The sequence below is a fragment of the Flaviaestuariibacter flavus genome (assembly GCF_004337505.1).
Lineage (GTDB): Bacteria > Bacteroidota > Bacteroidia > Chitinophagales > Chitinophagaceae > Flavisolibacter > Flavisolibacter flavus.
This window is the reverse complement of the sequence record NZ_SJZI01000008.1, coordinates 323,023-348,969: the sequence shown is the minus strand read 5'-3', so window position 1 is coordinate 348,969 and position 25,947 is coordinate 323,023. Positions and strand designations below refer to the sequence as shown.

At 58.8% G+C, this 25,947-nt stretch carries 18 protein-coding genes; 9 read left to right on the top strand and 9 right to left on the bottom strand.

Features of this window, described 5'->3' with window-relative positions:
• Positions 1-164 precede the first annotated feature (164 nt).
• On the bottom strand, positions 165-3,401 hold the full coding sequence (locus EPD60_RS05815) for a T9SS type B sorting domain-containing protein (protein ID WP_131447781.1): 3,237 nt from the start codon (positions 3,399-3,401) through the stop codon (positions 165-167).
• 177 nt (positions 3,402-3,578) lie between these two features.
• Here EPD60_RS05815 and EPD60_RS05810 point away from each other — a divergent pair, with 177 nt between their 5' ends.
• Positions 3,579-4,070: a gluconokinase gene (locus EPD60_RS05810; protein ID WP_131447779.1), complete on the top strand. Its 492-nt coding sequence runs from the start codon at positions 3,579-3,581 to the stop codon at positions 4,068-4,070.
• 537 nt (positions 4,071-4,607) lie between these two features.
• Here EPD60_RS05810 and EPD60_RS05805 read toward each other — a convergent pair.
• Together EPD60_RS05805 and EPD60_RS16855 are read right to left on the bottom strand one after the other, a co-directional pair.
• A complete protein-coding gene (locus tag EPD60_RS05805; RefSeq protein WP_131447777.1) occupies positions 4,608-4,994 on the bottom strand; it encodes a response regulator in 387 nt (128 codons plus the stop codon).
• 15 nt (positions 4,995-5,009) lie between these two features.
• Positions 5,010-5,261: a hypothetical protein gene (locus EPD60_RS16855; protein WP_165871425.1), complete on the bottom strand. Its 252-nt coding sequence runs from the start codon at positions 5,259-5,261 to the stop codon at positions 5,010-5,012.
• Between EPD60_RS16855 and EPD60_RS05800 the strand changes: the two genes are divergently transcribed.
• Entirely contained in the window at positions 5,256-5,855 is a 600-nt protein-coding gene (locus tag EPD60_RS05800) for a phosphatase PAP2 family protein (RefSeq protein WP_165871424.1), read from the top strand. The two genes, EPD60_RS16855 and EPD60_RS05800, sit on opposite strands and share 6 nt — an antisense overlap.
• A 285-nt stretch (positions 5,856-6,140) precedes the next feature.
• Here the strand turns inward: EPD60_RS05800 and EPD60_RS05795 are convergent, their stop codons facing one another.
• Together EPD60_RS05795 and EPD60_RS05790 are read right to left on the bottom strand one after the other, a co-directional pair.
• Complete coding sequence (locus tag EPD60_RS05795; RefSeq protein ID WP_131447773.1) at positions 6,141-6,560, bottom strand: response regulator; 420 nt, start codon at positions 6,558-6,560, stop codon at positions 6,141-6,143.
• Positions 6,561-6,787: 227 nt separating this feature from the next.
• On the bottom strand, positions 6,788-7,843 hold the full coding sequence (locus tag EPD60_RS05790; RefSeq protein WP_131447771.1) for a LacI family DNA-binding transcriptional regulator: 1,056 nt from the start codon (positions 7,841-7,843) through the stop codon (positions 6,788-6,790).
• Between the two features lie 117 nt (positions 7,844-7,960).
• Between EPD60_RS05790 and EPD60_RS05785 the strand changes: the two genes are divergently transcribed.
• From EPD60_RS05785 to EPD60_RS05760, 6 genes are read left to right on the top strand one after another with little or no spacing between them, the layout of a single operon-like run.
• Positions 7,961-10,147, top strand: coding sequence for a heparinase II/III domain-containing protein (locus EPD60_RS05785; protein WP_131447769.1), 2,187 nt, complete (start codon positions 7,961-7,963; stop codon positions 10,145-10,147).
• 25 nt (positions 10,148-10,172) lie between these two features.
• Positions 10,173-10,520 carry a cupin domain-containing protein gene (locus EPD60_RS05780; protein ID WP_131447767.1) on the top strand — a complete coding sequence of 116 codons (348 nt, stop codon included), beginning with the start codon at positions 10,173-10,175 and terminating at the stop codon, positions 10,518-10,520.
• A 16-nt stretch (positions 10,521-10,536) separates the two neighbouring features.
• A complete protein-coding gene (locus EPD60_RS05775) occupies positions 10,537-11,574 on the top strand; it encodes a chondroitinase-B domain-containing protein (protein ID WP_165871423.1) in 1,038 nt (345 codons plus the stop codon).
• Positions 11,575-11,583: 9 nt separating this feature from the next.
• The gene (locus EPD60_RS05770; protein WP_131447763.1) at positions 11,584-12,906 is read left to right on the top strand and encodes an MFS transporter; all 1,323 of its coding nucleotides are present in this window, start codon (positions 11,584-11,586) and stop codon (positions 12,904-12,906) included.
• 10 nt (positions 12,907-12,916) lie between these two features.
• Positions 12,917-16,336: an MBG domain-containing protein gene (locus tag EPD60_RS05765; RefSeq protein ID WP_131447761.1), complete on the top strand. Its 3,420-nt coding sequence runs from the start codon at positions 12,917-12,919 to the stop codon at positions 16,334-16,336.
• A 9-nt stretch (positions 16,337-16,345) separates the two neighbouring features.
• Positions 16,346-17,251 (top strand): alpha/beta hydrolase, encoded by a 906-nt coding sequence (locus EPD60_RS05760; RefSeq protein WP_131447759.1) that lies wholly within the window; start codon positions 16,346-16,348, stop codon positions 17,249-17,251.
• Positions 17,252-17,494: 243 nt separating this feature from the next.
• Here EPD60_RS05760 and EPD60_RS05755 read toward each other — a convergent pair whose 3' ends face one another.
• The 4 genes from EPD60_RS05755 to EPD60_RS05740 are packed head-to-tail and all read right to left on the bottom strand — an operon-like array spanning position 17,495 to position 22,491.
• The gene (locus EPD60_RS05755) at positions 17,495-18,703 is read right to left on the bottom strand and encodes an alginate lyase family protein (protein ID WP_131447757.1); all 1,209 of its coding nucleotides are present in this window, start codon (positions 18,701-18,703) and stop codon (positions 17,495-17,497) included.
• A gap of 17 nt (positions 18,704-18,720) precedes the next feature.
• Entirely contained in the window at positions 18,721-19,473 is a 753-nt protein-coding gene (locus EPD60_RS05750; protein ID WP_131447755.1) for an SDR family NAD(P)-dependent oxidoreductase, read from the bottom strand.
• 18 nt (positions 19,474-19,491) lie between these two features.
• Complete coding sequence (locus EPD60_RS05745) at positions 19,492-21,762, bottom strand: polysaccharide lyase 6 family protein (protein WP_131447753.1); 2,271 nt, start codon at positions 21,760-21,762, stop codon at positions 19,492-19,494.
• A gap of 15 nt (positions 21,763-21,777) precedes the next feature.
• The gene (locus EPD60_RS05740; RefSeq protein WP_131447751.1) at positions 21,778-22,491 is read right to left on the bottom strand and encodes a FadR/GntR family transcriptional regulator; all 714 of its coding nucleotides are present in this window, start codon (positions 22,489-22,491) and stop codon (positions 21,778-21,780) included.
• A 250-nt stretch (positions 22,492-22,741) separates the two neighbouring features.
• On the opposite strand from EPD60_RS05740, the gene EPD60_RS05735 reads away from it, so the two are divergent.
• Positions 22,742-25,936: a SusC/RagA family TonB-linked outer membrane protein gene (locus EPD60_RS05735; RefSeq protein WP_131447749.1), complete on the top strand. Its 3,195-nt coding sequence runs from the start codon at positions 22,742-22,744 to the stop codon at positions 25,934-25,936.
• Positions 25,937-25,947 lie beyond the last annotated feature (11 nt).

Genomic DNA, 25,947 nt, shown 5'->3' with positions numbered 1-25,947 from the left:
TTGGGGACAGAACGTACTGGCCGGTTCAACCTTATCCCGCCGCCTGTTAGGAAGAAAGCCCTGCAAGACATGCAGGGCTTTTGTTACAAAACATCTGGTTATCTAGGTACCGGAGCCGGGTCGTTTTAGTTTGCTCCCGGAACAGTTGTGTATGCTGAGCGCTCCTACCGGACCAGGACAAAGGTTCCTTTTTCGGATGCCGGCGCTTCGCCTTCGAGCCAGTAAGTGCAGGTCCAGATGAAGACAGTACTTTCCAGCGGCATGCCGCCGACGGTGCCATCCCAGCCGGTTGCGGGGTCCGTGGTTTGGAAGACGACCTCGCCCCACCGGTTGTAGATGCGGAACAAATAGGCTTTCGCCGTGCCGAACAACATCCCTTTTAAACGGTCATTCTTCCCATCGCGGTTGGGAGTAAATGCCGTGGGAACATATAGTCCTTTCAGGCATTCTTTCGGAGTAACCAGCACCGTGTCGCTGCCGGAACAATTGTTTGCGTCAATAACCCGGAGCCAGTACCGCCCGGGCGCCGAGATCTTCAGAGCCGGCTCGGCGGACCCGTTGCTCCAGCTATACCGGTTAAAAGCTCCAGCCGGTCGTAAATCGAGGCTGCCGTAGGAGCAGAGCGCGGTATCGGGTGGAAGAAAGTGTGCCGGCAGCGGGTGGATGACAGCGATAGTTGTACTGTCTTCGGCCCGGCACCCGTTTGCATCCGTTACCACTACAGCATAACGACCGACCGCCCCAACCGTAATGCCGGGTGAAGTGGCACCCGTATTCCAGGCATAGCTGTCAAAGACCCCGGGCGAAAGAACGCGAACCGTTCCGGAGCATAGCCCGCTGTTCTTGTCAAGCGCCGGTACCGGCAAGGGGTACGGTGGCAAAACGAGCACCGTATCGAAACTATTGCACCCTTGCAGCGTCGTGCCCTGCACCCGGTATTCGCCGGGCGTTCGTACAATGATGACGGGCGTGACGCCTCCATTGCTCCAGCTGTATCGTGCAAACCCGGGACCCGCATCGAGCAGGGCGCTGTCACCAGCGCAAAACCGCCGGTCAGCACCCAGCGCAATCGGCGGTGAGTGAAGCACGGTGATGCGGACGGTATCATAAGCGAAACATCCGGGAGTTTTTTCGGCCCGGACATAGTAGGCGGTGTCGCGTACAGGACGCACTACAACGGACTGCGTGGTGAGTGAGCTGATCAAATAGTTGTTGCTCCAGTTGTACGATATGAAACCGGGAGTGGCTGTAAGTTGTATGGAATCCGCGTTGCACTTAGTGCGGTCCGGACCGGCACTGAAGGGAATCGGGGGCGCCGCACTGATCGTAACGGAATCGCGGGACACCCCGCCGCAGGCATCGGTAGTGACCACGTAGTAAAGCCCGGGCCCGGTGACGACGAAGGTAGAGTCAGTGGAACCATTCTGCCACGTGTAAGAAGCATAGCCGGCATGTGCGTTGAGCAAAATACTGTTGCCGGGACAGAGTTCGCGGTCGGGACCGAGGTTTAAAGAAGCCTGTGCCTGCAGCACCCGGACGGCAACGGTATCGGTGATGGGCGTGCATCCCTCCAGGTGGGCGATGATGTTGCCCGTCCATGCCCGCCGGAACCGGAAGCGCACCGTGGTATCATTGATATAGGCTGCGGACTGCACGGCACTTGTATCATAGGTAAACCGAACAAGTGCTCCGCAGGCAGCGTTCTTGCGAACCGTAACATCCAATGATTGCGACAAGCAAATGACGGGTGCCACAGGTGTCACCGAAAGGGAGTCGCAATACGACACGGTATAGCATCCCTGTAGTTTGTTGGGTGTCTCATCTGCGAGGCCGAGGGTTTTTGTACCGGACTCCTCGATCACGTTGACGGCGATGCTATCCAACCCCCAATGATAGGGCCGGTACCGGAAGTAATAGAGCGTTGTGGCATTATCGTCATAGCCCACGCAAAAGGAAGCCGTATCGGAGGGGTGCATCGTTAAAAACTCCGTCTTTGATTTGTCGGCGGCGCTATCGCCCATCATCCGCACCACCAGGTCGCCGCCGCCGGGCAGACGCAACGCAGCAGGCTGCTGCGGAAACCCTTCGCCATTGTACTGCTTTTTCCGGTTCTTGATGATCTGTCCGTTTGCCGTCTGGGTATAATACAGATCGGCGGTGTAGCCGCTGTAAAATTTCAGCATGGTGAATAAGGCCGATCCGTCGGGAAACACGCTGACCCTTGAATTGTAGCCGTTGCTTTCGATGTAATTGCGAAAGGCGTATGCTTTTACAAAGGCCAGGTTGCTATCAAGCTCCAGCACCGCTGCCTGGCAGAGCGGCGTTTGTCCATTGTACATATACTGGTATTGCCCGTAACACTTTCCACCGAGGGCATAGCCACCATTTTGCAGTTTGGCCATCGGTTCGTTACCCAAAAAGTCGAGCTTGCCTGCCAGGGAATCTGCCACCTGGAAATAGAGCGTTTGCAAAGTGTCACCGGTAACCTTGTTCAGCCGGTAGATGCTGACAATGGATTGGGTGTAACTCAGGCAGCGGCCGAAATACCGGAGCTCGTTCGGGAGGATATCGAGCCCGAGCGGTCCGTCGAAGACCGTGTAGGAAGCCATTTCGTAGCAGCGGCTCCAGAGTATTGCCCCATTCGATGCGCTCAACTTTGTGAGGCCCCGGTCGTGATCCCAAAAGGTATTGGAAATATAGATGTCGCCGGTCTGCGGATCTTCTTTGACCTCGTGGGGCACCCAATAATCGCTGCTGCCATTGCCGGCACGGGGCCACAAACGCGACTTATACAGCTTTGTCCAAATGATGTTTCCCTGCGCATCGGTTTTGGTGAAAATGATATCGTCGTTGCTGCCGGAGGTGCGATTGGTGCGCCCAACCAGGAAAAGCGAGCCGTCGCGCAGTTCGAGCACCTTCGTATAATTTATATAATTGTAGCGCTGGAGGCTTCGCAGGCTGTCGTAGGTATGCAGCCAGACCGTATTTCCCTTCTGATCGGTCTTTTGCATGAAGCCCTTATTTGTTAAGGTGCCGTTCCATTTAGAATATTGGCCGGAGAGCAGGATATGGCCGTCGCGGGTGAGGTAAGGGTCGTTGCTATAGAAGGTAATGGAGTCAGTTTGCAGAAAGACACGGCTGGAAGTGTCGGAGCAAACCGCTGCAAATCGTCCTGGTCCCGCCACGGGGGCCGCCTGCCGGAGGGCCTTGCCCCGGCGCATGCCGCCCCTGGCTGCGGTAAGCGGTGCCGGCGTATATGTACGGGGTGAAAATAGCTGGGCCAGCAGGTGCAGCGAGTCGAGCTGGCGGTGGGTGTAGGGCCCTTTGCCCGGTTGTGCAAAAACAGCGGATGATGTTATTATCAGGAAAAGGGTAAGCAGCAGTTTGGTAGGTGAGCGCATCCGCAATATTACAATTTCTTATCATGGGCAAGATTTGAACCGGGAGGTTTTGGCAGGAGCCCGGCAACGGTAGCGATCCGAACTTATACGGATAACGCCGATGCGCTGATGCCTCCGCACTTCCCGGTTCCGTGAAAGCCTTTCACCCTGGTGATGCTGTTTTTATTATCTTAAACTATGATCGTCATCGTCATGGGTGTAACGGGCAGCGGCAAGAGCACGATCGGGAAGCTGCTGGCCCGCCGTTTGTCCCTCCCGTTTTTCGATGCCGACGATTACCACAGCCCGGAAAATATCAGGAAAATGAGTCAGGGTATTCCGCTTACCGATGCAGACCGGATGCCGTGGTTGCAGCGGCTCGCGCGTTTGCTTGCCACCCGGGAGCAGGGAGGAGCGGTACTGGCCTGCTCGGCGCTGCGTGAAATTTATCGCCGGCATTTAAGACAGGATCTAAGGCAGGAGCCCATATGGATCTTGCTGGATGGCCCGGAGGCGGTGCTGCGCAGCCGCCTGAAAAGGCGGCAGGGGCATTATATGGCACCGGAGCTGCTGGCTTCGCAACTGGAGGCATTGGAGCGTCCGCCATATGCCCTTTGCATTCCGATCGGGCAGGAACCCGATGCGATTGTAAGCACAATTCTGGAACAGCTTCCGGGCAGGCCTAGATAAGTCATCTTGGTGTATTGGAAAGAGCGTTGCGACCGGGGTCGAAGGAGCGCATTTGCCAGCATAAAAAAAGCCCCTATGGAGGGGCTTCTTTTCATCGGATACTCACCTGCTGGCAGGAATGCCAAGCGGCAAGATTCCGTTGTGTTTCATTTTGAGCGTTGACCCGTGTAAATACGGTCAGGCAATAACGTAAAAAGGTGTCTTCAAGGTTAGCGGATTTATCAAAAACGAGAAACGTGCCAAAAAGGTATCCGCCGGGAGCGGGATTGCATCGTCTAAGCGGAAACCGGCAAGGCCGTAAGTACTCTCACTTACAAGCGTATCACGCCCACGAAGCAGCGATTGATTTGGCACATTATTTCCGGTGCTTGTGCGGTTTCATCAGGGGCTGACCTACGGATGGTTTTTAACCGGCTTAGGTCAGCTTTTCTATTTGGGTTATGAAAAAGGCCCCGGTTAAGACCAGGGCCGTTTCCTTAGCCACTACCAGCCGGTAGCGGACCGGGGGACTGCCCGCAAAGGCAGTCCCTTTTTTGTCTATTCACAATACTGTACCATTTTTTTCAGGCTTTCCCTGATCTCTGAAAAGGATGTCGGCTTTTTAAAGGGGACAGCACCCAGCCCCGAAGCTTCCGCATCGAGGAGCGGTGATATCGTTGTCGTGTAAAGTATGGCCGGCAACGGGTTATCGGGCAGCAATAGCCGGATCCGTTGCAGCGCTTCCCTTCCCGACAACAGCGGCATGTTGTGGTCGAGTATCACCAGGCAAACAAGGTGGGGAAATTTCAGGAGGTGTTCAATAAGGTCGGTTCCATCACCAAAGGTGTGGAGATCGTATTCCGGGTACTCCAGGAATAGCTGCTTCATGATGTCCTGGTCATCAGGATCATCATCCGCGTAAAGCACCTGCTTTCGGATATTCATGATATTTAGTAGTAGCTAAGGAGGGTCAAAAGTAGCTAACAGCAACAGAAAACAGGCCAGATAAGGGTTTTCCTTTCGGCGAAGGATTTTTTTGTTGCAGCGACCGCCCTCGAAGACGACTACCGCTGGCCCAATTATTCCATCGCCACCGGCATGGACATGCGCAACGGTTTTCTCCGGCGGTATTTCCAAAAGCTTCCCGGCCGGGTGCTGCTGCTGCTCCTGCTTTTTATTGGAGCGCTGGGCTTTTTCATTTTTATTATGCATGAGGTGCTTTGGAAAAAAGAGGTGCAGGCAGACCAGCTCGTGTTTACTTACCTCGCGCCGCGCCGCGACGATGGCCTTACGGCCTTCATGAAGGCCGTTACCTATTGCGCGTCGGGTACCTTCCTGCAGATCGCGTATAGCATCCTGGTGCTGAACTACCTGCTCCGCCGCAACTGGAAGCGTGCGGTGGAGGTTGGTGTCATCGGCATCGGTGGCTACGTGATCAACTTTTTTATGAAGGACGCTTTCCAGCGGCAGCGCCCGCCGGGCCCGCTGATCGGGCCGCTCCACAACTTCAGCTTTCCGAGCGGGCACGCCACCTCTGCCTTTATCTTCTACGGATTGCTGGTCTACCTGATCTTCAAAACAAAGATCCCACGGCCGTATAAATACGTGGCGGCCGTGCTGCTTCCGGCCTTCGCACTGCTCATCGGCTTCAGCCGGGTGTACCTCCGCGTGCATTATGCGAGCGACGTGGTGGCCGGGCTCTGTATCGGCCTTGCCTGGCTGCTGCTGGCCATCGGGCTGATGGAGCGCCTGAAGAAGCGCTCCGACCGCGAAGCCGGGCAGGCGGCTGCGCAGGGGCGGGAGTAGTTGCTGGCAGAAGGCCGCAAGCGGCCTTTATTCACAACGGCACGACGGCACGAAGACACGACGCTTTTTGTTTCAGAAACATTACTGACTGAACTCTGCTGAAAGGACAGGAACGGATCCGATCGCCTGCGATCGGGATGACAATCGGACTGCTGCTATTCAGCGGCCCGTTAATACCACGGACTTATTGTATCGGAATCAGATCGCGATAACACATTTCGTTGCGTCGTCGCGCCGTCGTGCCTTCGTGAACAAAAAGGGCCGCAGGCCCGTCCTGAATATCCGTCATGTATTGTTGATGTGGCGGCACAGCTCCCAGTAATCAAAGATGGTCCGGAACATCTTGCAGATATCGTCGACAGTGCGCGGCTTTTCGAAATAGCCCTGCACGCTGAGCGCATGCGCGTGGCGCACGGCAACCTTGCTGGCGTCGGTGGAGATGATGATAAAAGGCACTCCCTTGGAAGCCAGGAACGGATCCTCCTTGATGATGCGGCGGAATTCAAAGCCGGTCATCTCGGGCATGTTCACGTCGGAGATGACGATATAGGGCATGTCTTCGGTTTCAGAAAGGTATTGGATCGCGGCCCTAGCCCGCTCAAAGCAGCGGATGGGTATGCCCAGGTTCAGGCTTTCGATCGCGTCTACAAATACCTCCTGGTCGTCCAGGTCGTCTTCAATAATCAGAATGGGGCCTCGGGGCATTAAAAACTTGTTTTGCTTTTCTAATGAGAAAACAGGGCCAAAAAAGGAAGAGCTTTTTGTTGCGCAAAACGGGGCCGTTTCCCAAACAAATGCGGAAGTTCGGGAACGCCGCCGCCGGGAACGGGCTCAATCGGAGGGTATCCTGTAGCCGTGCGGCTACAAAATCAAAAGGAGCTGTGGGTCTTATTTTGGGTAATGCCTTCCGGAGACAAAGGGCGCCCGGGTTGTTACAATCCCTTCTTCAGCGACGAAGCCCTCACGAACAGTTTGGGCCGCAGCACGATCTCGGTGTCTTCCATATCCCCGTCGTTGTGCATCCGCTCGATAAACAGCTTGGCAGCCGTCTTGCCGAGCTCGAAGGCCGGCTGCTCCACGCTTGATATGGCCGGGGTAAGCAGGCCCATGGCCGGCTCGTTGTTAAAGCCCACCAGGCCGATGTCCTCGGGCATCCGAAGGTTCCAGTCCTTGATGGCGAGCATGGCGCCGATGGCCATGCGGTCGGAGATGGTAAAGATGGCTTCGGGGCGCTTCTTGAGGCGGAGCAGGTCGTTGGTGGCCTCAAAGGCTTTCTGCTGGTTGAAGTCGCAGTAGCGGATCATGTCCGGGTCGGGCTTGATGCGGTATTTCTTAAGTGCGGCGAGGTAGCCTTCGAGGCGCTCGTTGCCGATGCCCAGGTTGCGCGGGCCGGCGAGGATGGCGATGCGGCGGTAGCCCTGTTCGATGAGGTGCTCGGTGGCCTGGAAGCCACCGTCCTGGTTGTCGAGACGCACCCGCGGCCCGGCCATCTCGGGGCTCACCCGGTCAAAGAAGACCATGGGCATGTTCTTCTGCCGGATCTTCCGGAAGTGGTCGAAGACCTTGGTCTCGCTCGACACCGAGATGATAAAGCCGTCTACCAGCGAGTCGAGCAGGCGGCGGGTATTGACCATCTCGCGGCCGAAGGATTCGTTGCTCTGGCACACCATCACGGTATAGCCGGCCTCGAGGGCCACCTCGTCGATGCCCTTTACCATCTGCGACAGCACCCAGTCAAGGTTGGGCACGATAACGCCGATGGTATGCGTCTGCCGCTGCTGGAAGGAGAGGGCAAGGCGGCTCGGCTGATAGCTCAGCTCCTCCGAGAGGGCGAGCACGGCATTGCGCGTTTCGGCTTTGATGTCGGGGGCGTTGCGCAGCGCGCGCGACACCGTGGATACGGAAATATTGAGCGCCTTGGCAATGTCTTTAATGGTCGCCTGCTTGTTCATATCGGGAAGCTGTTCGGACAGGGAAAGGTACTTCATTTCCGAAACGAATCCCGGTAACGTTACCGGTAACGCTTCCGGCAATTTATTTGGCCGGGCGCTCCCGGCCGGTCTAATTTTAAACAGGTTTCACCCCGCAAAACCACGGATTCCGAGATGCGACTGATTGCTTTGTTCCTGCTTTTCCTGGCCGCCCAAGGGGCCGCCGCCCAGCACCCGCGGGCCTTCGCCACGCGCGCCGAGCTGGTGTCGCTCCGCGGTCAGCTGGCCCGCTACCCGCTGCTCCAGCGCTCTTACACCGACCTGAAAGGAGAGGTGGATGCGTGGCTGGGCAAGGACGTAGACGTTCCCTTTCCGAAAGATCCGGCCGGCGGCTATACCCACGACCGCCACAAGGCCAACTATACCCTCATCTTCAACGCGGGCCTGCTTTACCAGCTTACCGGCGACGCCCGCTATGCTGCCCTTGTACGCTCGGTGCTGCTCAAATACGCCGTCCTCAACCCAACGCTGAAGAATCACCCCGAGGCCACCTCGTCGTCGCCGGGCCGCATCTTCTGGCAGGCCCTCAACGACGCCAACTGGCTCGTGTATGCCGGCATGGCCTACGACCTGGTGCAGCCCGCCCTCTCCGCCGCCGACCGCAAGACGATCGCCGACGGCGCCCTCCGCCCCGAAGTGGACTTTGTTACCAAAGACCTCAAATCCTGGTTCGACCTCATTCACAACCACGGCGTGTGGGCCTGCGCCGGGGTGGGCATCGCCGGCATCGCCACCGATAACAACGACTGGGTGGAGATGGCACTCTATGGTACCGACAAAAACCGAAAGAGCGGCTTTGTGGCCCAGCTCGACGGGCTCTTTTCGCCCGACGGCTATTATACCGAAGGACCTTACTACGTTCGCTACGCCATCCTGCCTTTTTATATGTTCGCCAACGCGCTGCACAAGGCGAAGCCGGAGCTGAAAATCTTCCAGCATCGTGACCAGATTCTTCGCAAGGCGCTCGAGGCAGGGCTCCAGCAGACCAACAGCAACGGTGTGTTCCTGCCCTTCAACGACATCCTCAAGGATAAGGATTACACCTCCAGCGAGCTGGTGACCGCCATCGCCATTGCCCGCGATGTATACGGCCCGCTGCCCGGCCTTGCGGCCGTGGCCCAAAAGCAGGACCGGGTGATCCTGCACCGCGGCGGCGCGCTGATAGCCGCCGACCTGGCCGCCGTCAGGGGCACGCTGGTCTTCCCGTATAAGTCCGTATCCTATACCGACGGCGCACGGGGCGACGAAGGCGGCATCTCGCTGATGCGCTCCGGCGGCAGCAAGGACCTCACGACGGTGGTTTTCAAATACGCCAGCCACGGCCTTTCGCACGGGCACTACGACCAGCTTGGCATCTCGCTTTTCGATCGCGGATCCGAGGTGTTGCAGGACTATGGCTCGGTGCGTTTTGTTGGCGTGGAGCAGAAGTTCGGCGGCCGCTACCTGCCCGAGAACAAGAGCTGGGCGGCGCAGACCATTGCGCACAGCACGCTCGTTGTTGATGAAGCCTCGCACTTCAATGCCAATGAGACCATTGCCGGGAAGTACCATGCCGAAAAGCTTTACAGCAGCGACGGCACGCAGGTGCAGGCTGTGAGCGCAAAAGAAGACCATGCCTATGGCGATGTGAAGATGCGCCGCTCCCTTTACCTGCTGCAGCTGCCCGGCAGGCGGCGCCTGCTGGTGGATCTCTTCGGTGCGCAGTCGGCCACGCAGCATCAATACGACCTTCCGTATCAATACGGCGGGCAACTTATTCAAACCTCTTTTCCGTATAAGACCGGCGGGGCCACGCAAAAGGCGCTGGGCACAAAGAACGGCTACCAGTTTCTCTGGAAGGAAGCCGAGGCTTCGGTAAAAGACACGGTGGCGCAGTTCACGTTTCTGAACAACCGCACCTATTATACGATCTCATCGCTGGTGCGTGATTCGGCCACGATCCTGCTGGTGCGGAGCGGTGCCAACGATCCCTCGTTCAACCTGCGCCGTGAGCCGGCCTACATCCTGCGGAAGCGGGGCGGCAACGAAACCTTTTTCAATATCGTGGAGATCCACGGGCAGTACGATCCCGTTGCAGAGTTCTCCTACGGAGCTTATCCTTCCGTGCGGGAACTGCGACTGCTGCGTGACGATGCCACCTGTACGGTTGCGGCTTTCCGCTCGGGTAACGACCGGGTGCTGGTGTTGCAGAGCAATGCCGACTTCGATGCGGCTGCAAAGCATGAGACTGCCGTGGACGGACAAACGCTGGGCTGGACCGGGCCCTTTGCTGTGCTGGTTAATGGCAGGCAAATTCAGTAAATTGTTAGTGATTAAAATTCAGATAATGGAAGCAACTGGTACCAAAGTGTTTATTGAGAATGCGGACATCGCCTGGGAGCCCACGGCGCCGGGTATGCGCCGTAAAATCATGGCTTACGACGAGAGCCTGATGGTGGTGAAAGTGGAGTTTGAAAAAGGCGGTGTAGGTACCCTGCACCAGCACTATCATACGCAGATCACCCACGTGGAGCGTGGTATGTTTGAAGTGGAGATCGGCGGGGAGAAAAAGATCCTGCGGGCCGGTGATGCGTTTTATGTGCCGCCGAACGTTATTCATGGGGCGGTATGTCTTGAAGCCGGCGTGCTGATCGACACGTTCAGCCCGGTGCGCGAAGATTTTCTCAAATCCTGAGTTTCAACTCATGCAAATGAAATCGATGTTGCTTTATTACTGCGTGATGCTCCTGGCCTGCGGCAAAGGCGAGCCCATGACGCCGCCGGTAACGCCGGCACCCGTAACACCGCCGCCGGTGGTCATCCGCCCGCTGCGTACTGTGAATGTGCGCACCAGCAATGAGCTGAAGGACGCCTTGCTCAACGCCCAGCCCGGTGACGATATCGTGCTGGCTGACGGGGTGTACAGCGGCGGCTTCGTTGTTGCCGCCGACCGCGCTGGTACCGCCGCAAACCCGGTGACGCTGCGTGGCAGCCGCGCCGCCATCCTCGACGGCGGCTCAACCAGCACCGGCTACGTGCTGCACCTGCAGGCCGACTATTGGACCGTGCGTGGCATTACGCTGCGCAACGGGCTCAAGGGCATTATGGCCGACGGTATTCATGATAGCGAGATTGATTCCGTGCGGGTTGACGGCATCGGGGAGGAGGGCATCCACCTGCGCCGGCATAGTTCCCGCAATCTCATCCGCCGCTGCACGATCGTGAACACCGGCATCGAAACGCCCGACTATGGCGAAGGCGTGTATATCGGCTCTGCCAAAAGCAACTGGCCCACCTATACCAACGGGGATCCCGACCGGAGCGACTCCAACCAGGTGCTCGACAATATTATCGGCCCCGGTGTAGCGGCGGAATGCGTCGACATCAAGGAAGGCACCACCGGCGGCCTCGTGCGCGGCAACCGCTTCAACTCCGACGGCATCTCCGGCGCCAATGCTGCCGACTCCTGGATCGACGTGAAGGGCAATTACTGGCGCATCGAGAACAATGTGGGCTTCAACCCCACGGGCTCGGCCCTCCTGGACGGCTACCAGGTACACGTGGCGGTAGCCGGCTGGGGCAACTACAATGAATTCAAGACAAACGACTGCACGGTCAACGCCGCCGGCTACGGGGTGATGGTGAAGCTTACGGGCAGCGTCGGCAATGCCGTGGGCAACAAGGTGTGGGCCGATAACCAGGTAAGGGGCGCGGCCCAGGGGGTGTCGAACATCCCGCTTACCCAATAACAACGCTATATGAAACTGAACGGACTGCGCTGGTGGATCATAGCCCTGATAGGCATGGCAACGGTGATCAATTATATAGACCGGAGCGCCATCAACATCATGTGGCCGTATATATACAAGGAGTTCGGCATCGCCGATGTGGACAACAAGAGCGCGCTGGCCCTTATCACCACCTTTTTTATGATCGCTTATGCTATCGGGCAAACGGCGACGGGAAAGATGATGGATGCCATCGGCACCCGCCTCGGCATGACGCTCTCGATCCTGGCCTGGAGTGCTTCCATCGCGCTGCACGCGGTGGCCCGCTCGCTGGCTTCCTTCAACGTGTTCCGCTTTCTGCTCGGCATGAGCGAGGCCGGTAACTGGCCCGGCGCCACCAAGAGCAACGCCGAGTGGTTCCCGGCACGCGAGCGCGGCATCGCCCAGGGCATCTTCGGGGCAGGTGCCTCGCTGGGCGGGGTGGTGGCGGCACCCGCTATCGCGGCGCTGTACTCGGCCTTCGGCTGGCGCAGCACCTTCGTGGTGATCGCGCTGCTGGGCGTGGTGTGGGTCATTCCCTGGCTGCTGGTGAACAAAGCGGGCCCCGACAAACACCCCTGGCTTTCGGAGCGTGAGCGCGCGCACATCCTGGACCGTAGAAATACGACACCTGTCGCTGACGGTGAAAAGCCCCACAGCTGGCGGCAGCTCCTGAGCTTCCGGCAAACCTGGAGCATCCTGCTGGCGCGCTTCTTCGCCGACCCCGTGTGGTGGCTCTTCGTTACCTGGCTGCCCACCTTCCTGAAGGAGCAGTTCCAGTTCGACATCAAGCAGGTGGCTGCCTTTGCCTGGTTTCCCTACCTGATGGCAGCTGTTGGCGGACTGCTCGGAGGCTTCTATGCCTCTGCCCGCATGCGCCGCGGTGTGGCCGCGCCGCGTGCCCGCAAGGAAGCCATCACCATCGGCTCTGCCCTTATGCTCGGCTCGCTGGCGGCTACTGCCTTTTACCTGCAGTCGCTGCGCGAAAACATCCCGCTGGCCATCGGCCTCATCAGCACCACGCTGTTCGGGTTCCAGTTTATCATCAACAACATTCAAACCCTGCCTTCTGATTACTTCCATGGCCGCAACGTAGGCACGGTAGCGGGGATGAGCGGCACTGCTGCCGTCGTCGGCACGCTCCTGGTGACCTGGTCGGTGCCCTTTATCACGCGCAGCGGCTACAGCTCGTTCTTTATCCTGGGCGCGGTGCTGGTGCCGCTGGCCTGGGCCTGTATCACGTTTATCAGCAAGCGGCAGCCCGCAACTGCCGTAGTCGCAACCAAACCGGAATTACATTCAATCGACTCGTAAAAACTGCTATATGAAGAGAGTTCTACTTACCTGCCTGGTGCTGCTGGGCATCACCGCCGCACAGGCCCAGACCGTTTACTACTGGGTCGGTGCTACCGGCGCCTCCAACTCCAATATCAACACGGCATCCAACTGGAACACGTCGATCAACGGCGGCGGCACCACCCGTGCCTCGTCAACGGGCGCCACCGATATCCTGGTGTTCGATGGCTCCAACCTCGGTGGATCAACGCCCAACACGGGCCAGGACTCGGTAAACCTGAATGCCAGTATCACTTGCGGGCAGATCAAATTTGTGAACGGCGCCAACATCGTCTTCAACCGTCCCACGAGCGGCACCAGCACCATCACCGTCAGTGGCGGGGCTGGCGAGGACTTCGTAATTGAAAGTGGCTGCACGGTGCTGCTTGGCAACTCAACGGGCAGCATGGTGTTTGCAATCACCGGTACCGGTCGTTGCAGCGGTGCTTTCGGTATGATCACCCCGCTGCAGGCACGCATCGCCAATGGCACCGCCGGTACGCCGGGCTCCTTTATCTTCACCGCCGGCTCTAAGTTTACCACCAATATCACCGCCGCTTCGGCCGCCTATCCCTTCGGCAACAGCTCGCAGTCTTCGGAGCAATGGGTGGTTTTCGAGGCGGGTGCGCACCTCTATTATGAAGGCGGCTACAGCCCGATGGCTTCTTCGTCGACCTTTATGCCGGTGGATTTTCGTCCCGGGTCCTTTATTCATTTCAAGGCCTCAAACCCCGCAACCGGCTTCGGTGTCTTCTTCAACCGGAAATCCTTTGCCAACGTGGTGGTGGAGAACGGCGCGACCGTGACCGCCGACGGCCCGGTGAACCGCATCGATACACTTCAGATCACCCCCGGCAGCACCTTTATCACGCACAGCAGCGGTCAGACCGTGGTGCTTGGAAACATCGAAGCAAACGGCAGCCTGCAGGCACCCGCAGCTTCCACCAACGAGCTGCTGCTGGCCGGCACGGTGCCGCAAACCGTATCCGGTATCGGTTCCATCAGCGTGCCTTCGCTCATCGTTGCCGATGGCGCCGATGTAACGCTCCAGCAAGACATCACCGTATCCAACAACGCATCGGTATGGGGGCGGCTTAACTTCGGCACGGCCACGCTCAACGGCGCCGGCGGCTTTACCGCCCGTGCCCCGCTGGCAGCTTTTAACGGCACCGCAACGACAACGGCTGGTTCGTACATTCTCAAAGGCGCTACCGCCATAACCGGTCTGCAGCGCGGCATGACCATCAGCGGCCCAGGCATTGCCGCCGGCTCCCGCGTTGCCAGCGTCACCGGCTCCGGCGACTCGGTGTACCTCACCCAGCCCATGACAGCTACGGCAACGGGCACCACGCTCATCTTCAGCGGTGCCGGCGCGCACCTGCTTTCCGCCAATCCCGGCGGCTTCGGTGCCGGCGGCTCAGTATCGCTTACCGGCAACCTGGTTTACCAGGATGGCATCGACTATACCATCAACGCGGCTACCCCGGCGCCCTTTGGCATGAGCAGCGCGGCAACAGCTCCGGCAGGCATCCACAACATAACCTTCAACGCCACGGCTACCACCAACAATTCTGCCACCGTTTCAGGAATGCTCGCACTCAATGCGCCGGTAACGATCCGCGGCGGCGACGTGCTGGAACTGGGTGCAGGCGCCACGCTTGGCGGCTCGCCCGGTGCCACCAACTATTTCATCACCGCCACCAACGGCGCAGGCGCACAGGGCGTGCTGCGCCGCAACGCCCTCACGACTGCCACCATGTTCCCGGTGGGTGTTCCCGGCAATTACCTCCCGGTAATGATCACACCGGCGGCGGTGTCCGACTTCTCTGTCTCCACCTTCACCGGCATCACGAACAACGGTCTTCCCACCGGTACGCCGCTGACGCTCCAGGAGCGGCAGACGCTGGTGGATGCCGTCTGGAACATTGCGCGTAATAACGGCAGCGGCAATGCCGACCTGCAATTCCGCTGGACGCCGGCACTGGAAGGATCCGCCTTTGCAAGCTTTGCCGACTCCTCGATCGGCATCATCACCAATAACGGCACCACCTGGTCGGCGCCCTATGCTACCGGTGACAACGTGAACAACGTGATTGACACCACCTACAGCACCTTCGGCGCCTTCAGCATCGGCGCGCGTCCACCGGCGAATCCTTTCCTGTTCAACCCCATCGCCCCGAAGACCTACGGCTCCGCCGACTTCACCGCGGGTGTGCTGACACAGAATACTGCGACACCCGTTCAGTACAGCAGCAGCAACCCCGCGGTAGCAACGATCAGCAGCAGCGGGCAGATTCATATCACCGGGGTAGGATCGACGATAATCCGTGCCACGCAAACCTCTGACGGCTTTTACCCGGCTGCCGACGTTACTCAAACGCTTGTGGTGAACAAGACCCCGCTGAGCATCAAAGCCGACGACATCACACGACCCCTTGGTGATCCGAACCCGACGCTGACGGTGACCTACACCGGCTTTGTAAATGGTGAAAGCCAGGCAGTGCTTACCGCGCAGCCCCTGGCGACAACGACCGCTACGACAGCTTCGCCGGTGGGGACCTACCCGATCACCGTATCGGGCGCGGGGGCCACCAACTACGACATTACCTATATCCCGGGAACGCTGACGGTAAGCCCGCGCGCGGCACAGGCGATCACATTTAATGCCCTGCCTGCAAAGACTTACGGTGATGCCGACTTCGCTACGGGCATAACAAGCGATAACAATTCGATCCCGGTGGTGCTTACCAGCAGCAACCCCGCGGTGGCAACCATCAACACCAACGGGCAGATCCACATCGTTGGTGCGGGCACCGCTACAATCACCGCTACGCAGGCCGGCAACCAGTTCTTCTTCCCGGCCACGGCCGTGTCGCAGACGCTGACGGTAGCCAAGGCCAACCTCACGTTCCGTGCCTTCGATACCACGCGTATGGTCGGCGATCCCAATCCTGTGCTCCGCACAACGGTTACCGGCTTTAAGCGTAATGAAACCCTGGCCAATCTCACCACCGCACCGACCGTTACCACCACGGCGACGCAAAGCTCTGCTCCGGGTTATTATCCGATCACATTCACGCCGGGTGTGTCGAACAACTACAATTTCATTTACACCAATGCACGCATCACGGTGCTGCCGGCAACGGGCACTTCGGAAGACAACCTGCAGGCCTACATGATCGGCAGCGGGACGCTGCGGGTGCGTGTGTTCAGTACGGAGTCCGACCTGGGCTATGTGCTCGTGTACAATCTCTCCGGCCAGGAGGTTGCGCGCCGCAACGTGTTTATTCCGCAAAATGGCTTCGCCACCGCCGAGATCACTGTTTCCGGTATGGCGCCCGGCATGTACTTCGTGCGTGTAGTAGGTGCCAACACAGATATCAAGCGAAAAGCACTTATCATCCATTAACCGATACCTATGAACCGTTCAAGGAAGACTCTCATTATTTGCGCTGCCCTGTTGTCCGCATGCCTTTGCGGGCAACAGCTGCAGGCGCAGGAAGACAGTGCCGGCTTCAGGCCGGTAGTTACACCCGGAGGCTACAGCAGCCGGCTCAACGTTGTGTATACGAAGGTGGGCGAATGGGATGGGCGAATGGACCTTTACCTGCCGCCCGCTGGCAAGCCTGCCCCCGCGATCATCAACATACACGGCGGTGGTTGGAATAAGGGTGTGAAAGAGTCGCAGAGCGGCTTCAATACTTTCTTCAAGGCCGGCTTCGCGGTTGCGAATATCGAGTACCGCCTCACCGGCCAGGCCACGGCGCCTGCGGCGGTGGAAGACACGCGTTGCGCGCTGATCTACCTCGTAGAGCATGCTAAAGAGCTCAACATCGACCCGGAGCGAATCGTGATCATGGGCGGCTCCGCGGGCGGGCACCTCGCCCTCATGGGCGGCATGCTGGCCAACGATCATCGCTTCGATGGCAATTGCGCTACTAAGAAGAACATCAAGGTGGCGGCTATTGTCGATAAGTACGGCATCACCGATGTGTGGGACTGGGGTTATGGCAAGGACAAGACCAGCCGGTCGGCCACAGCCTGGCTCGGCACGCATGCGCAGGACAAGGGGTTCGCGGCTTCCGTGTCGCCGGTAAGCTATATCAGCAAGAATACGCCGCCCATCTTCATCGTTCACGGCGACGCTGATCCTACGGTACCCTACCAGCATTCGGTGCTGTTGCACCAGCGCCTTACCGAAGCAGGCGTAAAGACGAAATTCATCACGGTGCCGGGCGGTCAGCATGGCAAATTCGATAAGGATAAGAACAGCGAGATCAACCAGGAGATCATCGCCTTCCTGAAAGAGGTTGGCGTCATATAGAACAAGCACCTATGAAACGACAAAGGGGCAACGGCAATCGTTGCCCTTTTCATTTGTGCCATGCAGTCTTTTTCACAACGGCGCTACGGCACGAAGGCACGACGTTTACGTTTTAAATAATAAATGATTCTTCGTCGTGTCGTTGCGCCGTCGTGCCGTTGTGCAAGCGCAGGGCCGCAGGCCCGGAGCGCAAAAAAATGCCGGCCAACGGCCGGCATTTCAGAGTATGTTATAAGCGATTCCTTAGAACAGCAGCTTCTCGCGAAGCTTCGGTGCTTCATTACCCGCCAACGCATCCACTTCGGAAGGGCAGCTGCCGCAGCCGTATTTCTTCGCCGCCCAGAGCAAGATCGGGTAGGCTTCCTCAAAATCAAATGGCTTGATCTGCTGGCCCGTCCATTCCTTCTTTTTGCTCAGGTAGGGGTGGAGGAAGTCGAAGCCTTTCTGCAGCGATTTGCCGCTGGGTGTAGCCTGGTGCCAGAAGTCGATGCCCAGCTTTTCGGCCATGGACGCGATCATGAAAAATGCGTCGAGGTCGAAAGTGTTGTAGTGCAGGGCGATGGTACGCTCCATTTCCTTCGGGAACTTACCTTCTTCATCCATCTGGTAGTCGAGGCGGTTCTGCGCGCTGGCCACCACGCGGCGGGCGAGGTCGGTGCTGTCCACATAGAGCGCCATCGAAAGGCGGAGCGCATCGTAATAGGTGCCGTGGTTGTTCTTCGCGGCGAGCTCGTCGCGGCCGGTGGGGCTCGTCTGCATCCAGTTTAGAAAGTCGGCAAACCAGCGCTGCATGCTTTTTTCATCGGCGGCATTCCAGTATTTCGAACCCTTGATGAGGCCGAGGCCGTCGATCACTTTCATAAAGTGCCGCACGTCAATCAGGCCGGCACCACGGCCCGTGTTCTGTCCCTTGATGGCCTGCCCGAAGTTGAGGTTGGGATTCATCTTCGTATCCGGATTCAGAAACCAGGTCTTTACCAACAGGGCGGCATGTGCGGCATAGCGTTCGTCGCCGGAGAAATAGTAGGCCAGCGACAGCGTTTGCACCAGCGCGCACATCTGCGGCATGTACTCCTTGTCCTTATAGTCCTTCACCTCCGGGTTGGTCTGCCCGTCCTTGCGGATATAGGGCAGCCCATCCTTCTTCGTAGGGTCGGGCCAGAAGTAGGGCGCCAGGCTCATATAATCGTGCCGGTCGCCGCTTGGCGGGTCGTTCTTTTTGTCCATCACCGTGAAGGGCCCCTCTTTGAGGGCCTTGTCGGCCTCCCGCAGCAACTGCTTATAGGCCGGCTGGAGGGCAGCGTCGCGGGCGGCAATGCGGGCCCTGTTGGCCTTGAGCGCGTCGCCATTGAGCACAAACACCTGCGGTGCCGTGGGCGGGTTGGAAGCCTTCAGGCCCGCGCAGCCGGCGAGGGTCAGGGCCATGAATCCAATACGGATGATCGCTTTCATGTGCGCTTGTTTTGCCGTTAAGAGAAGTAGGTGCCGCCGTTGATGTCGACGTTGGTGCCGGTGAGGAAGGCCGATTCGTTGGAGGCGAGGTATACCACGAGGTCGGCTACATCGGCCGCGTCGCCCTGGCGGCGCAGGGGTGTGGACGCGGCTACATTGGCGCGGATCTCGGGCTTGGTGAAGCGGTCATGGAAGGAGGTGGCGATCATGCCGGGGGCAACCGAGTTAACACGGATGCCTTTGGGACCGAGCTCCTTTGCCATGGCGCGCGTGTAGGTCATCACCGCGCCTTTTGCCGTGGCATACAGGGAAGCACCGCCGCCGCCGCCGTCGCGGGCTGCCTGCGAGCTGAAGTTGATGATGGTGCTGCCGGCCGGCATGTTCGGGGCAACGGCCTTGGTGGTGAAGAACACGCTCTTCATATTCACGTTCATCACGAGGTCGTACCAGGCTTCATCCTGCTCGTCAACTGTTTTCCGACCAAAGAGGCCGCCCACTACGTTGGCAAGGATGTGGATCTCGTTGCCAAATGCCGCGCGGGTTTTCTCTACCAGTGCCTGCACTTCGTCCCACTTGGTCATGTCGCCCTGCACCAGCAGGCAGGTGCCGCCGGCGGCTTCGATCATGGATTTCGTTTCCCGGGCCTCGGCCTCAGAGCCAAAATAATTCAGCACCACGCGGGCTCCCTGCTGGGCGAGCTTCAGCGATACCTCGCGGCCGATGTCGCGGGCGCCGCCGGTTACAATTGCTACTTTTCCGTTCAGTTTCATCTTTCGTTGATTATGGAGTTAGGGAAGCAGCCCGATGGGGCCGCCGTCGGTGGCCTTGCCGGCCAGCGACGTTCCTTTTGTTAAATGAAAATCATATTGTGTCGCCGCGCGGTACTGCGGCTTCGCGGTGAACATCGGCCCGGTAACGGCCTTGCCCCAGAACGACGACACACGCCCCGAGTTGTAGAGCGCGCAGTTGCTGATGGCGATCTTGTCCCAGTTGGTTTCGTCGAGGCGGATGGCCGCGCCGCCGCGGCCGGTGTTGGCAAATAGGGTGTTGCGCACGGTGATGTTTTGCACACCCAGCAGCCGAAGCCCGGCGCCACGCTCGCGGTTGTTCACGTCTTCGAGCACGCAGTGGTCCACGATGATGGTGGGACCGGTGGTGCTCTCGTCGGAGCCGCCCCGGTACAGGTCTACCGCGCTGCCCAGCACCTTGTAGAAGGCGCAGTTCCGTATTTCTACATACTCGGCGCTGTATCGCCCCGCGTCGTCTTTTTCCGCGGCGAGGTAGATGGCGTCGCCCGACATGTCGCGGAAAAGGCAGTTGGTGAAGCGGAGCGTATCGGCCATCGTGTTGCGCGCCGCCCTGAAGGCACTCATCGAGCCTTCGGTGTAATTGTAAAATTCGCAGTCGTCGATCCAGGCACTGTAGGTGCCCTTCATTTGCAGGGCGGGACCTACGGCTGCCGTGGCCGATGCCAGTCCGTCGAATGCATCATTATCGAATGCCAGGTGGCGCAGCTCAAGGGCGCCCGCGTCATCAGCAATGGTAAACAGCGTCGTCTTCCCGCTCCGGCCGTTGTAGCGGATCTTCGGGCGCTGCACAGTGCCCCCTTCGATGCGCAGGTAAGCGTGCAGGAATACACCCGCGTCGAGCAGGTACGTGCCGGTGTCGGTAAGCCGGAGCACATCGCCCCAGTTAGCGCTGGTAACGGCTTTCAGGACGGTGTTCTGTCCTGCCGGTACGTTGATCACCTTTCCCGAGAGTTGCCTTTTACGCTCAGCCACGGGACGGTACCAGGAGGCACCGCAAAGTCCGCGCGCAACGGCGCCGGTGCGGTTTTGGGGCTTCGGCATTTTGGTTTCAGTAAAACCAGCCACTGCAAAGCGTCCCGTGCGGGTGCTCACCTTATTGTTTTCGAAACGGAAGCCGGTAGGTTTCTCATAGGCAACGAATACGGTATCGGAAGACTTGTTGTAAAAGGTATTGCCCGAAAGCGTCACGTTCTCCGGCGCGAGCGTACGCTCATTGTCCTTGCCTACGTTGAACTGGATATGATCGCAGTCCACCCAGGTATTGTTGGAGATGGTCACGTCCTTCACCTGGTGGTAGCGGTTGGGCAGCGAATTGGGCACGGCATTCATAATGGCCAGGGCTGCGAAGAAGCGGTCGCCGGTAAGCCCCGAGAAGTAGTTGTTGCGGATGGTATGACCTTCATTGATTACCCGCACGCCACCCGTGTTGGGCTTGCGGTTTCCGATGAAAGCATTGCCCTCAACCAGGTTGCGGTGACCGTGGCGCAGGGCCAGCACGCCGGCACTTTCAAAGAAGGTATTGTTGCGGATCACGTTGTCGCACGACTTGATGGAGATCACTTCCACCTCGCCGTCGCAGGCTTCGAAGAAATTTTCGACGATCTGCGTGCGCGATGAAGAGAGCGAAGACTGCGAAGTGCCGACGCGGATCGTTTCCCCACCATTGGAGCCCAGGTTGGGCCGCGGCCCGAACCAGTTGTGATCGATGCTGTGGTTGTTTTGCTGGTTGCGCTCCTCGTCGAGAATGACCGCGAAGGTGACCCCGAGGTTGCGCTTGCCCGAAATGCTGTTGTGGTCGAAGCGGTTGTTGCGGCCATAGAGCAGGATCCACGATGATTCGGTCTCGCGGGCCGGCGGGTTATAGTCCACGATGGCGCACTGCGTGATGCGGCAGCCGTTGGCAACCTCCTTGCCGCTGCGGAATTCGATGACGGCGCCGCCGGGTGAATAGCCCGAGGTAAAATAGAGGCCCTGGACCTCGATGCCCGTGCCGCCGACGCGGAGGGTGGAGGTGCCGGTAAGACGCACGCCGCCCGGGCTTGCCGCCCGCACCACGATGGGTTTTGCGGCATCACCGCGGGCAAGGAAATTGAGCGACACGTCGCGGTAGGTGCCGTCGGCGATCACCAGGGTGTCGCCGGGACGGGCCGTACGCACGGCCTTGTTGAGCGAATCGATCGGCATTTGCGCGGAGGCCGCGGCGGGCAGGAGCAGGAGGGAGGCAAGCAGTTTGCGGATGGCAGGGTTCATGGTGAGGACGGGGCTTTATTGAACAAGCGAGCGGGCAAAATTCATCACACCCTGCAGGTGCTCCTTCATGAGGGCGGCACCGCGCACACCGTCTCCGGCACGGATGGCCTCGAAGAGGGCCTCGTGCTCGGCGAGGGCTTTGTTGGTAACGGTGTCGCACACCTTGAAAAGCGAGTAGTTGGCGATGATATCGGGTATGATGATGAGCAGGAGCGACTTGAGCGCGCGGTTCTTGCTGGCGTCGGCGATGGCGAGGTGAAACATAAGGTCTTCCTCCACCGCTTTTACGCCGAGGCGCGCGCGCCCGAGGTAGCTTTCGAGCGACTGGCGCAGGCGTCCCAGGTCGTCGTCGGTGCGGCGTTCGCAGGCGAGCTCCACGGAAGCCACTTCGAGCAGCACCCGTGTTTCTACAAGCGATACGAAAGAGGGCGCCTCGATCTGCAACACATCGGAGATGAGGTTTTCAAGGGCGCTGATGCCAATGCTGGCCACGAAAGTGCCGCTCTGGGGGCGCGTGCGCAGGATCCCGTAGAACTCCAGGCGGCGCAGGGCCTCGCGCACATGCGTGCGGCCAACGCCGAGCTGCTCGGAGAGCTTGCGCTCCGGGGGCAGTTTGTCGCCCGGCTGGAGCGCGCCGGATACCAGCAGCTCCTTGATCTGGCGGATGATCACATCCACCGGTTTTTCGATGGAGATCTCCCGGAAGGTCGACAGCACGTCTTCTTTCATAAGCAGGTCGATTGGGCAACAAGGTTACGCAAAAAAAACGCGTAAAAAAATTGGTCGACCAATCAAGAAATTTCCGGTAGCGTTACCGGAAATTGTAACATGTTTATTTTCAATCGGGTAGAAATTTCATTTTGCGGCATATGTCGCACCGGGCGGGTGGCGGCCCAATTGGTCAACCAATTTTATCTCTACTTTTAGTCCGCACAGGGGCTCCCTGTGCCATCGATTGTACCAATACAAACTTGCTATTATGAAATTGAGAAAGCTCCTGCTGACAGCCGTGCTGCAACTCCTGGTCCTGCTGGGTGTGCAGGCCCAGCAAAAAGAAGTCAGCGGCAAGGTGCTCGACGCGGCAACCGGCGAAGCACTCTCGGGTGTCAGCATCCTCTCCGACAAAAAAGCATCCCCGGCCGTTTCCGCTGCCGACGGCACCTTCAAATTGCAGGTGGTCCCGGGTGCCAAAACCATCATCGTTTCTTACGTGGGTTACACCACACAAACCATTGCCATCGGCAGCCAGTCCACCATCGAGGTACGCCTCCAGCGCAACACGAAGGCAATGGATGAAGTGGTGGTGATCGGCTACGGCACGCAGCGCAAGTCGCACCTGACGGGCGCCGTTTCGAAGTACCAGAACGAAAAGCTCGATGAAGCGCCTGTGTCGCGCGTGGACCAGGCCCTGCAGGGCCGCATTGCCGGCGTGCAGGTGCAGAATATTTCATCGGAGGCAGGCTCCGACACCAAGATCCGCGTGCGGGGACAAACCTCCATCAACGCCAACTCCGAGCCCCTCGTGGTGGTGGACGGCCACCCCGTTGACGGCTTTTCCTTTGTCAACCCCGCCGACGTACAGTCGATTGAAGTGCTGAAAGACGCGGCTTCGGCGGCCATCTACGGCTCGCGTGGCTCGGCCGGTGTAATCCTCATCACCACCAAGGCGGGCAAGGCCGGCAAGACGAAGTACAATGTCAAGTTTTCCACCGGTGTGAAGCAGGCCTACAAGACTTACGACGTGATGACGAGTACCGAGTACGCCAACCTGCTTTATTATGAAGCATCGCTCCGCTCGAAGGACCCGCTGTGGACCGGTAATACAAACCTCATCGCCAACAACGAGCGCGCCGCTTATGTGCTCGAGAACGAGATCGTGGGCTTTTCTACGGACTGGCAGCAGGAAGCCCTGCGCAATGCCAACGTGACCAACGTGCAGCTCAATGTATCGGGCGGCAGCAATGCGGTACGCTATTTCCTCTCCGGCGGCTTCCAGCGCGACCAGGGACTCATGTACCACAGCGAGTACGACAAGTATAACGTTCGTGCCCGCATGGATGCTGATCTGAGCAAGCGGGTGAAGGTGAGCCTCAACCTCAATCCTTCGTATATCCGCCGCGAGCAGCCTTCGGTGAACTTCATGGATTTTGTGCGTTTCTACTCGTACCTGCCGGTGATCCATAACGACCGGACGGCGGCCTTTGCCAACGGGCTGCCGCAGTGGGCGAACGTGAAGCCGGGCGATTTTGTCCAGGCCCGTCACTTTAACGGCCGCCCCTACAGCGGCACCATGCCCGACGGCACGTTCTGGAGCACCACGAGCAACATCGATCCCTTCAGCACGTCGAACAACACGCCGAAGTCGATCATGGAAAACGCGACCGACATCACCAGTAATTACCGGATGCTGACTTCTGCCGACCTGACGGTGAACATTATCCCGGGACTCGATTTCAAAACATCGGGAAGCGTTTATGTGAACTACGTGAACCGCGTCCGCTACGACAACCGTGGTGCGCGCGCCGAAGGCTCTACCAACCGGGGCGTGTTCAATGACAACACGGTCGTGGACCTTCTTTCCGAAAATACACTGTCGTACAACCGTCGCTTCGGCAAACACAGCATCAACGCGGTTGCCGGCTTCACCACCGAGCGCAATACGTCCAATATTCGCCAGATCACGGGCAGCGATTTCCCGAATGACAAAATTCCTTCCATCGCATCGGCTACCGTCATCGACCGCACGGCCACCTTCGATGCCAAAGACCGCTGGGGCCTTAACTCCGTGCTGGGCCGCGTAAGCTATAGCTTTAAAGACCGGTACCTCGCTTCCGTCAGCCTCCGCAGCGACGGCAGCTCCTTTTTCGCACCGGGCCGCAAGTGGGGTACCTTTCCTGCTGTATCGCTGGGCTGGGTGGCCAGCCAGGAGAAGTTCATGGAAAACCTGCGCGCTGTCAGCAACCTGAAGTTCCGCGGGAGCTATGGCGCCACCGGTAACAACCGGATCGTTCCCTTCGCTTATCTCGATCTGCTGGTTCCAACGAGCTACCCGCTCGGTGCCGGTACCGGTACTGTCAATCCCGGCCAGATCGCCACTCCCGGCGTTCTCGCTAACCCCGACATCACCTGGGAACGCACGTTCTCTTTTAACGGTGGTATGGACCTCGGGCTGTTTGCAAACCGGGTGACCCTGTCGCTGGATATGTACCAGTCGAAGACCGAAAGCCTGCTCCTGAAGCAGTCGACCCTGGGCATTACCGGTGCTACCCAGGTATGGAACAACGTAGGACGCCTGCAGAATACCGGTATCGAGGCGGAGCTCTCCGTGGGCATCATCAACCGCAAAGGCATCCGCTGGACCGCCACGGGAAATATCGCGCGCAACCGCAACAAGCTCCTGGAGCTGGATGGCCAGCCCTTCTTTGCCAGCGTTGGTGAGCGCGATGACAACTACCGCAACATCATCGGCTCGCCGCTGGTGCAGTACTGGGGCTACAAGACCGACGGCGTTTTCCGCTCGCAGGCCGAGGCCGATTCCCTCAAGGCCGCCGGTTACAGCACGCAGCTGTCCACGTCTTATTTCTCGGCAGGAGGTATCAAGATCGCCGACATCAACGGCGATAAGAAGATCGATGCCAATGACCGCACCGTGATCGGTAATCCTTACCCGGACTTCAACTGGGGCCTGCAGAACAACATCACCTTCGGTAATTTCGATGTGAGCTTCCTCCTCCAGGGCTCGCAGGGCGGGCAGCTGGTGAACGGCGATGCCGGCTACAACGAAACGAAGCGTACCAACCGGGCTTACACCGCAAACCGCTGGATCAGCCCGGGCAACCCCGGTGACGGTAAGACGCCTTATTTCACCAACGGCAACATCAGCTGGGTGGCTACCGACATCATGGTGGAGGATGCTTCGTTCTGGGCGGTGCGCGAGCTGATCGTCGGCTATACCCTGCCTTCGAAGCTGACAAAGGCCATCAAGCTTAGCTCGGCGCGTTTCTACTTTACCGCGCAGAATATGTACTATCACTTCGCATCCGGCTATCGCGGCATCAACCCCGAGGCCCGCACTACCGGCGGCACCTACGACACGCCGCTCATCGACGGCTACCAGCGCGGCGGCTTCCCCCTGCCGAAAACTTTCCTCTTTGGTGTGGATGTGAACTTCTAATACTCTAAAAG

What these genes read in the sequence shown, in the direction of transcription:
- EPD60_RS05760 (WP_131447759.1), top strand. Translation starts at nt 16,346, where the DNA reads ATGAACCGTTCAAGGAAGACTCTCATTATTTGCGCTGCCCTGTTGTCC.
- EPD60_RS05810 (WP_131447779.1), top strand. Translation starts at nt 3,579, where the DNA reads ATGATCGTCATCGTCATGGGTGTAACGGGCAGCGGCAAGAGCACGATC.
- EPD60_RS05740 (WP_131447751.1), bottom strand. Translation starts at nt 22,491, where the DNA reads ATGAAAGAAGACGTGCTGTCGACCTTCCGGGAGATCTCCATCGAAAAA.
- EPD60_RS05770 (WP_131447763.1), top strand. Translation starts at nt 11,584, where the DNA reads ATGAAACTGAACGGACTGCGCTGGTGGATCATAGCCCTGATAGGCATG.
- EPD60_RS05775 (WP_165871423.1), top strand. Translation starts at nt 10,537, where the DNA reads ATGAAATCGATGTTGCTTTATTACTGCGTGATGCTCCTGGCCTGCGGC.
- EPD60_RS05795 (WP_131447773.1), bottom strand. Translation starts at nt 6,560, where the DNA reads ATGCCCCGAGGCCCCATTCTGATTATTGAAGACGACCTGGACGACCAG.
- EPD60_RS05800 (WP_165871424.1), top strand. Translation starts at nt 5,256, where the DNA reads ATGCATGAGGTGCTTTGGAAAAAAGAGGTGCAGGCAGACCAGCTCGTG.
- EPD60_RS05780 (WP_131447767.1), top strand. Translation starts at nt 10,173, where the DNA reads ATGGAAGCAACTGGTACCAAAGTGTTTATTGAGAATGCGGACATCGCC.
- EPD60_RS16855 (WP_165871425.1), bottom strand. Translation starts at nt 5,261, where the DNA reads ATGCATAATAAAAATGAAAAAGCCCAGCGCTCCAATAAAAAGCAGGAG.
- EPD60_RS05815 (WP_131447781.1), bottom strand. Translation starts at nt 3,401, where the DNA reads ATGCGCTCACCTACCAAACTGCTGCTTACCCTTTTCCTGATAATAACA.
- EPD60_RS05745 (WP_131447753.1), bottom strand. Translation starts at nt 21,762, where the DNA reads ATGAACCCTGCCATCCGCAAACTGCTTGCCTCCCTCCTGCTCCTGCCC.
- EPD60_RS05750 (WP_131447755.1), bottom strand. Translation starts at nt 19,473, where the DNA reads ATGAAACTGAACGGAAAAGTAGCAATTGTAACCGGCGGCGCCCGCGAC.
- EPD60_RS05755 (WP_131447757.1), bottom strand. Translation starts at nt 18,703, where the DNA reads ATGAAAGCGATCATCCGTATTGGATTCATGGCCCTGACCCTCGCCGGC.
- EPD60_RS05805 (WP_131447777.1), bottom strand. Translation starts at nt 4,994, where the DNA reads ATGAATATCCGAAAGCAGGTGCTTTACGCGGATGATGATCCTGATGAC.
- EPD60_RS05785 (WP_131447769.1), top strand. Translation starts at nt 7,961, where the DNA reads ATGCGACTGATTGCTTTGTTCCTGCTTTTCCTGGCCGCCCAAGGGGCC.
- EPD60_RS05735 (WP_131447749.1), top strand. Translation starts at nt 22,742, where the DNA reads ATGAAATTGAGAAAGCTCCTGCTGACAGCCGTGCTGCAACTCCTGGTC.
- EPD60_RS05790 (WP_131447771.1), bottom strand. Translation starts at nt 7,843, where the DNA reads ATGAAGTACCTTTCCCTGTCCGAACAGCTTCCCGATATGAACAAGCAG.
- EPD60_RS05765 (WP_131447761.1), top strand. Translation starts at nt 12,917, where the DNA reads ATGAAGAGAGTTCTACTTACCTGCCTGGTGCTGCTGGGCATCACCGCC.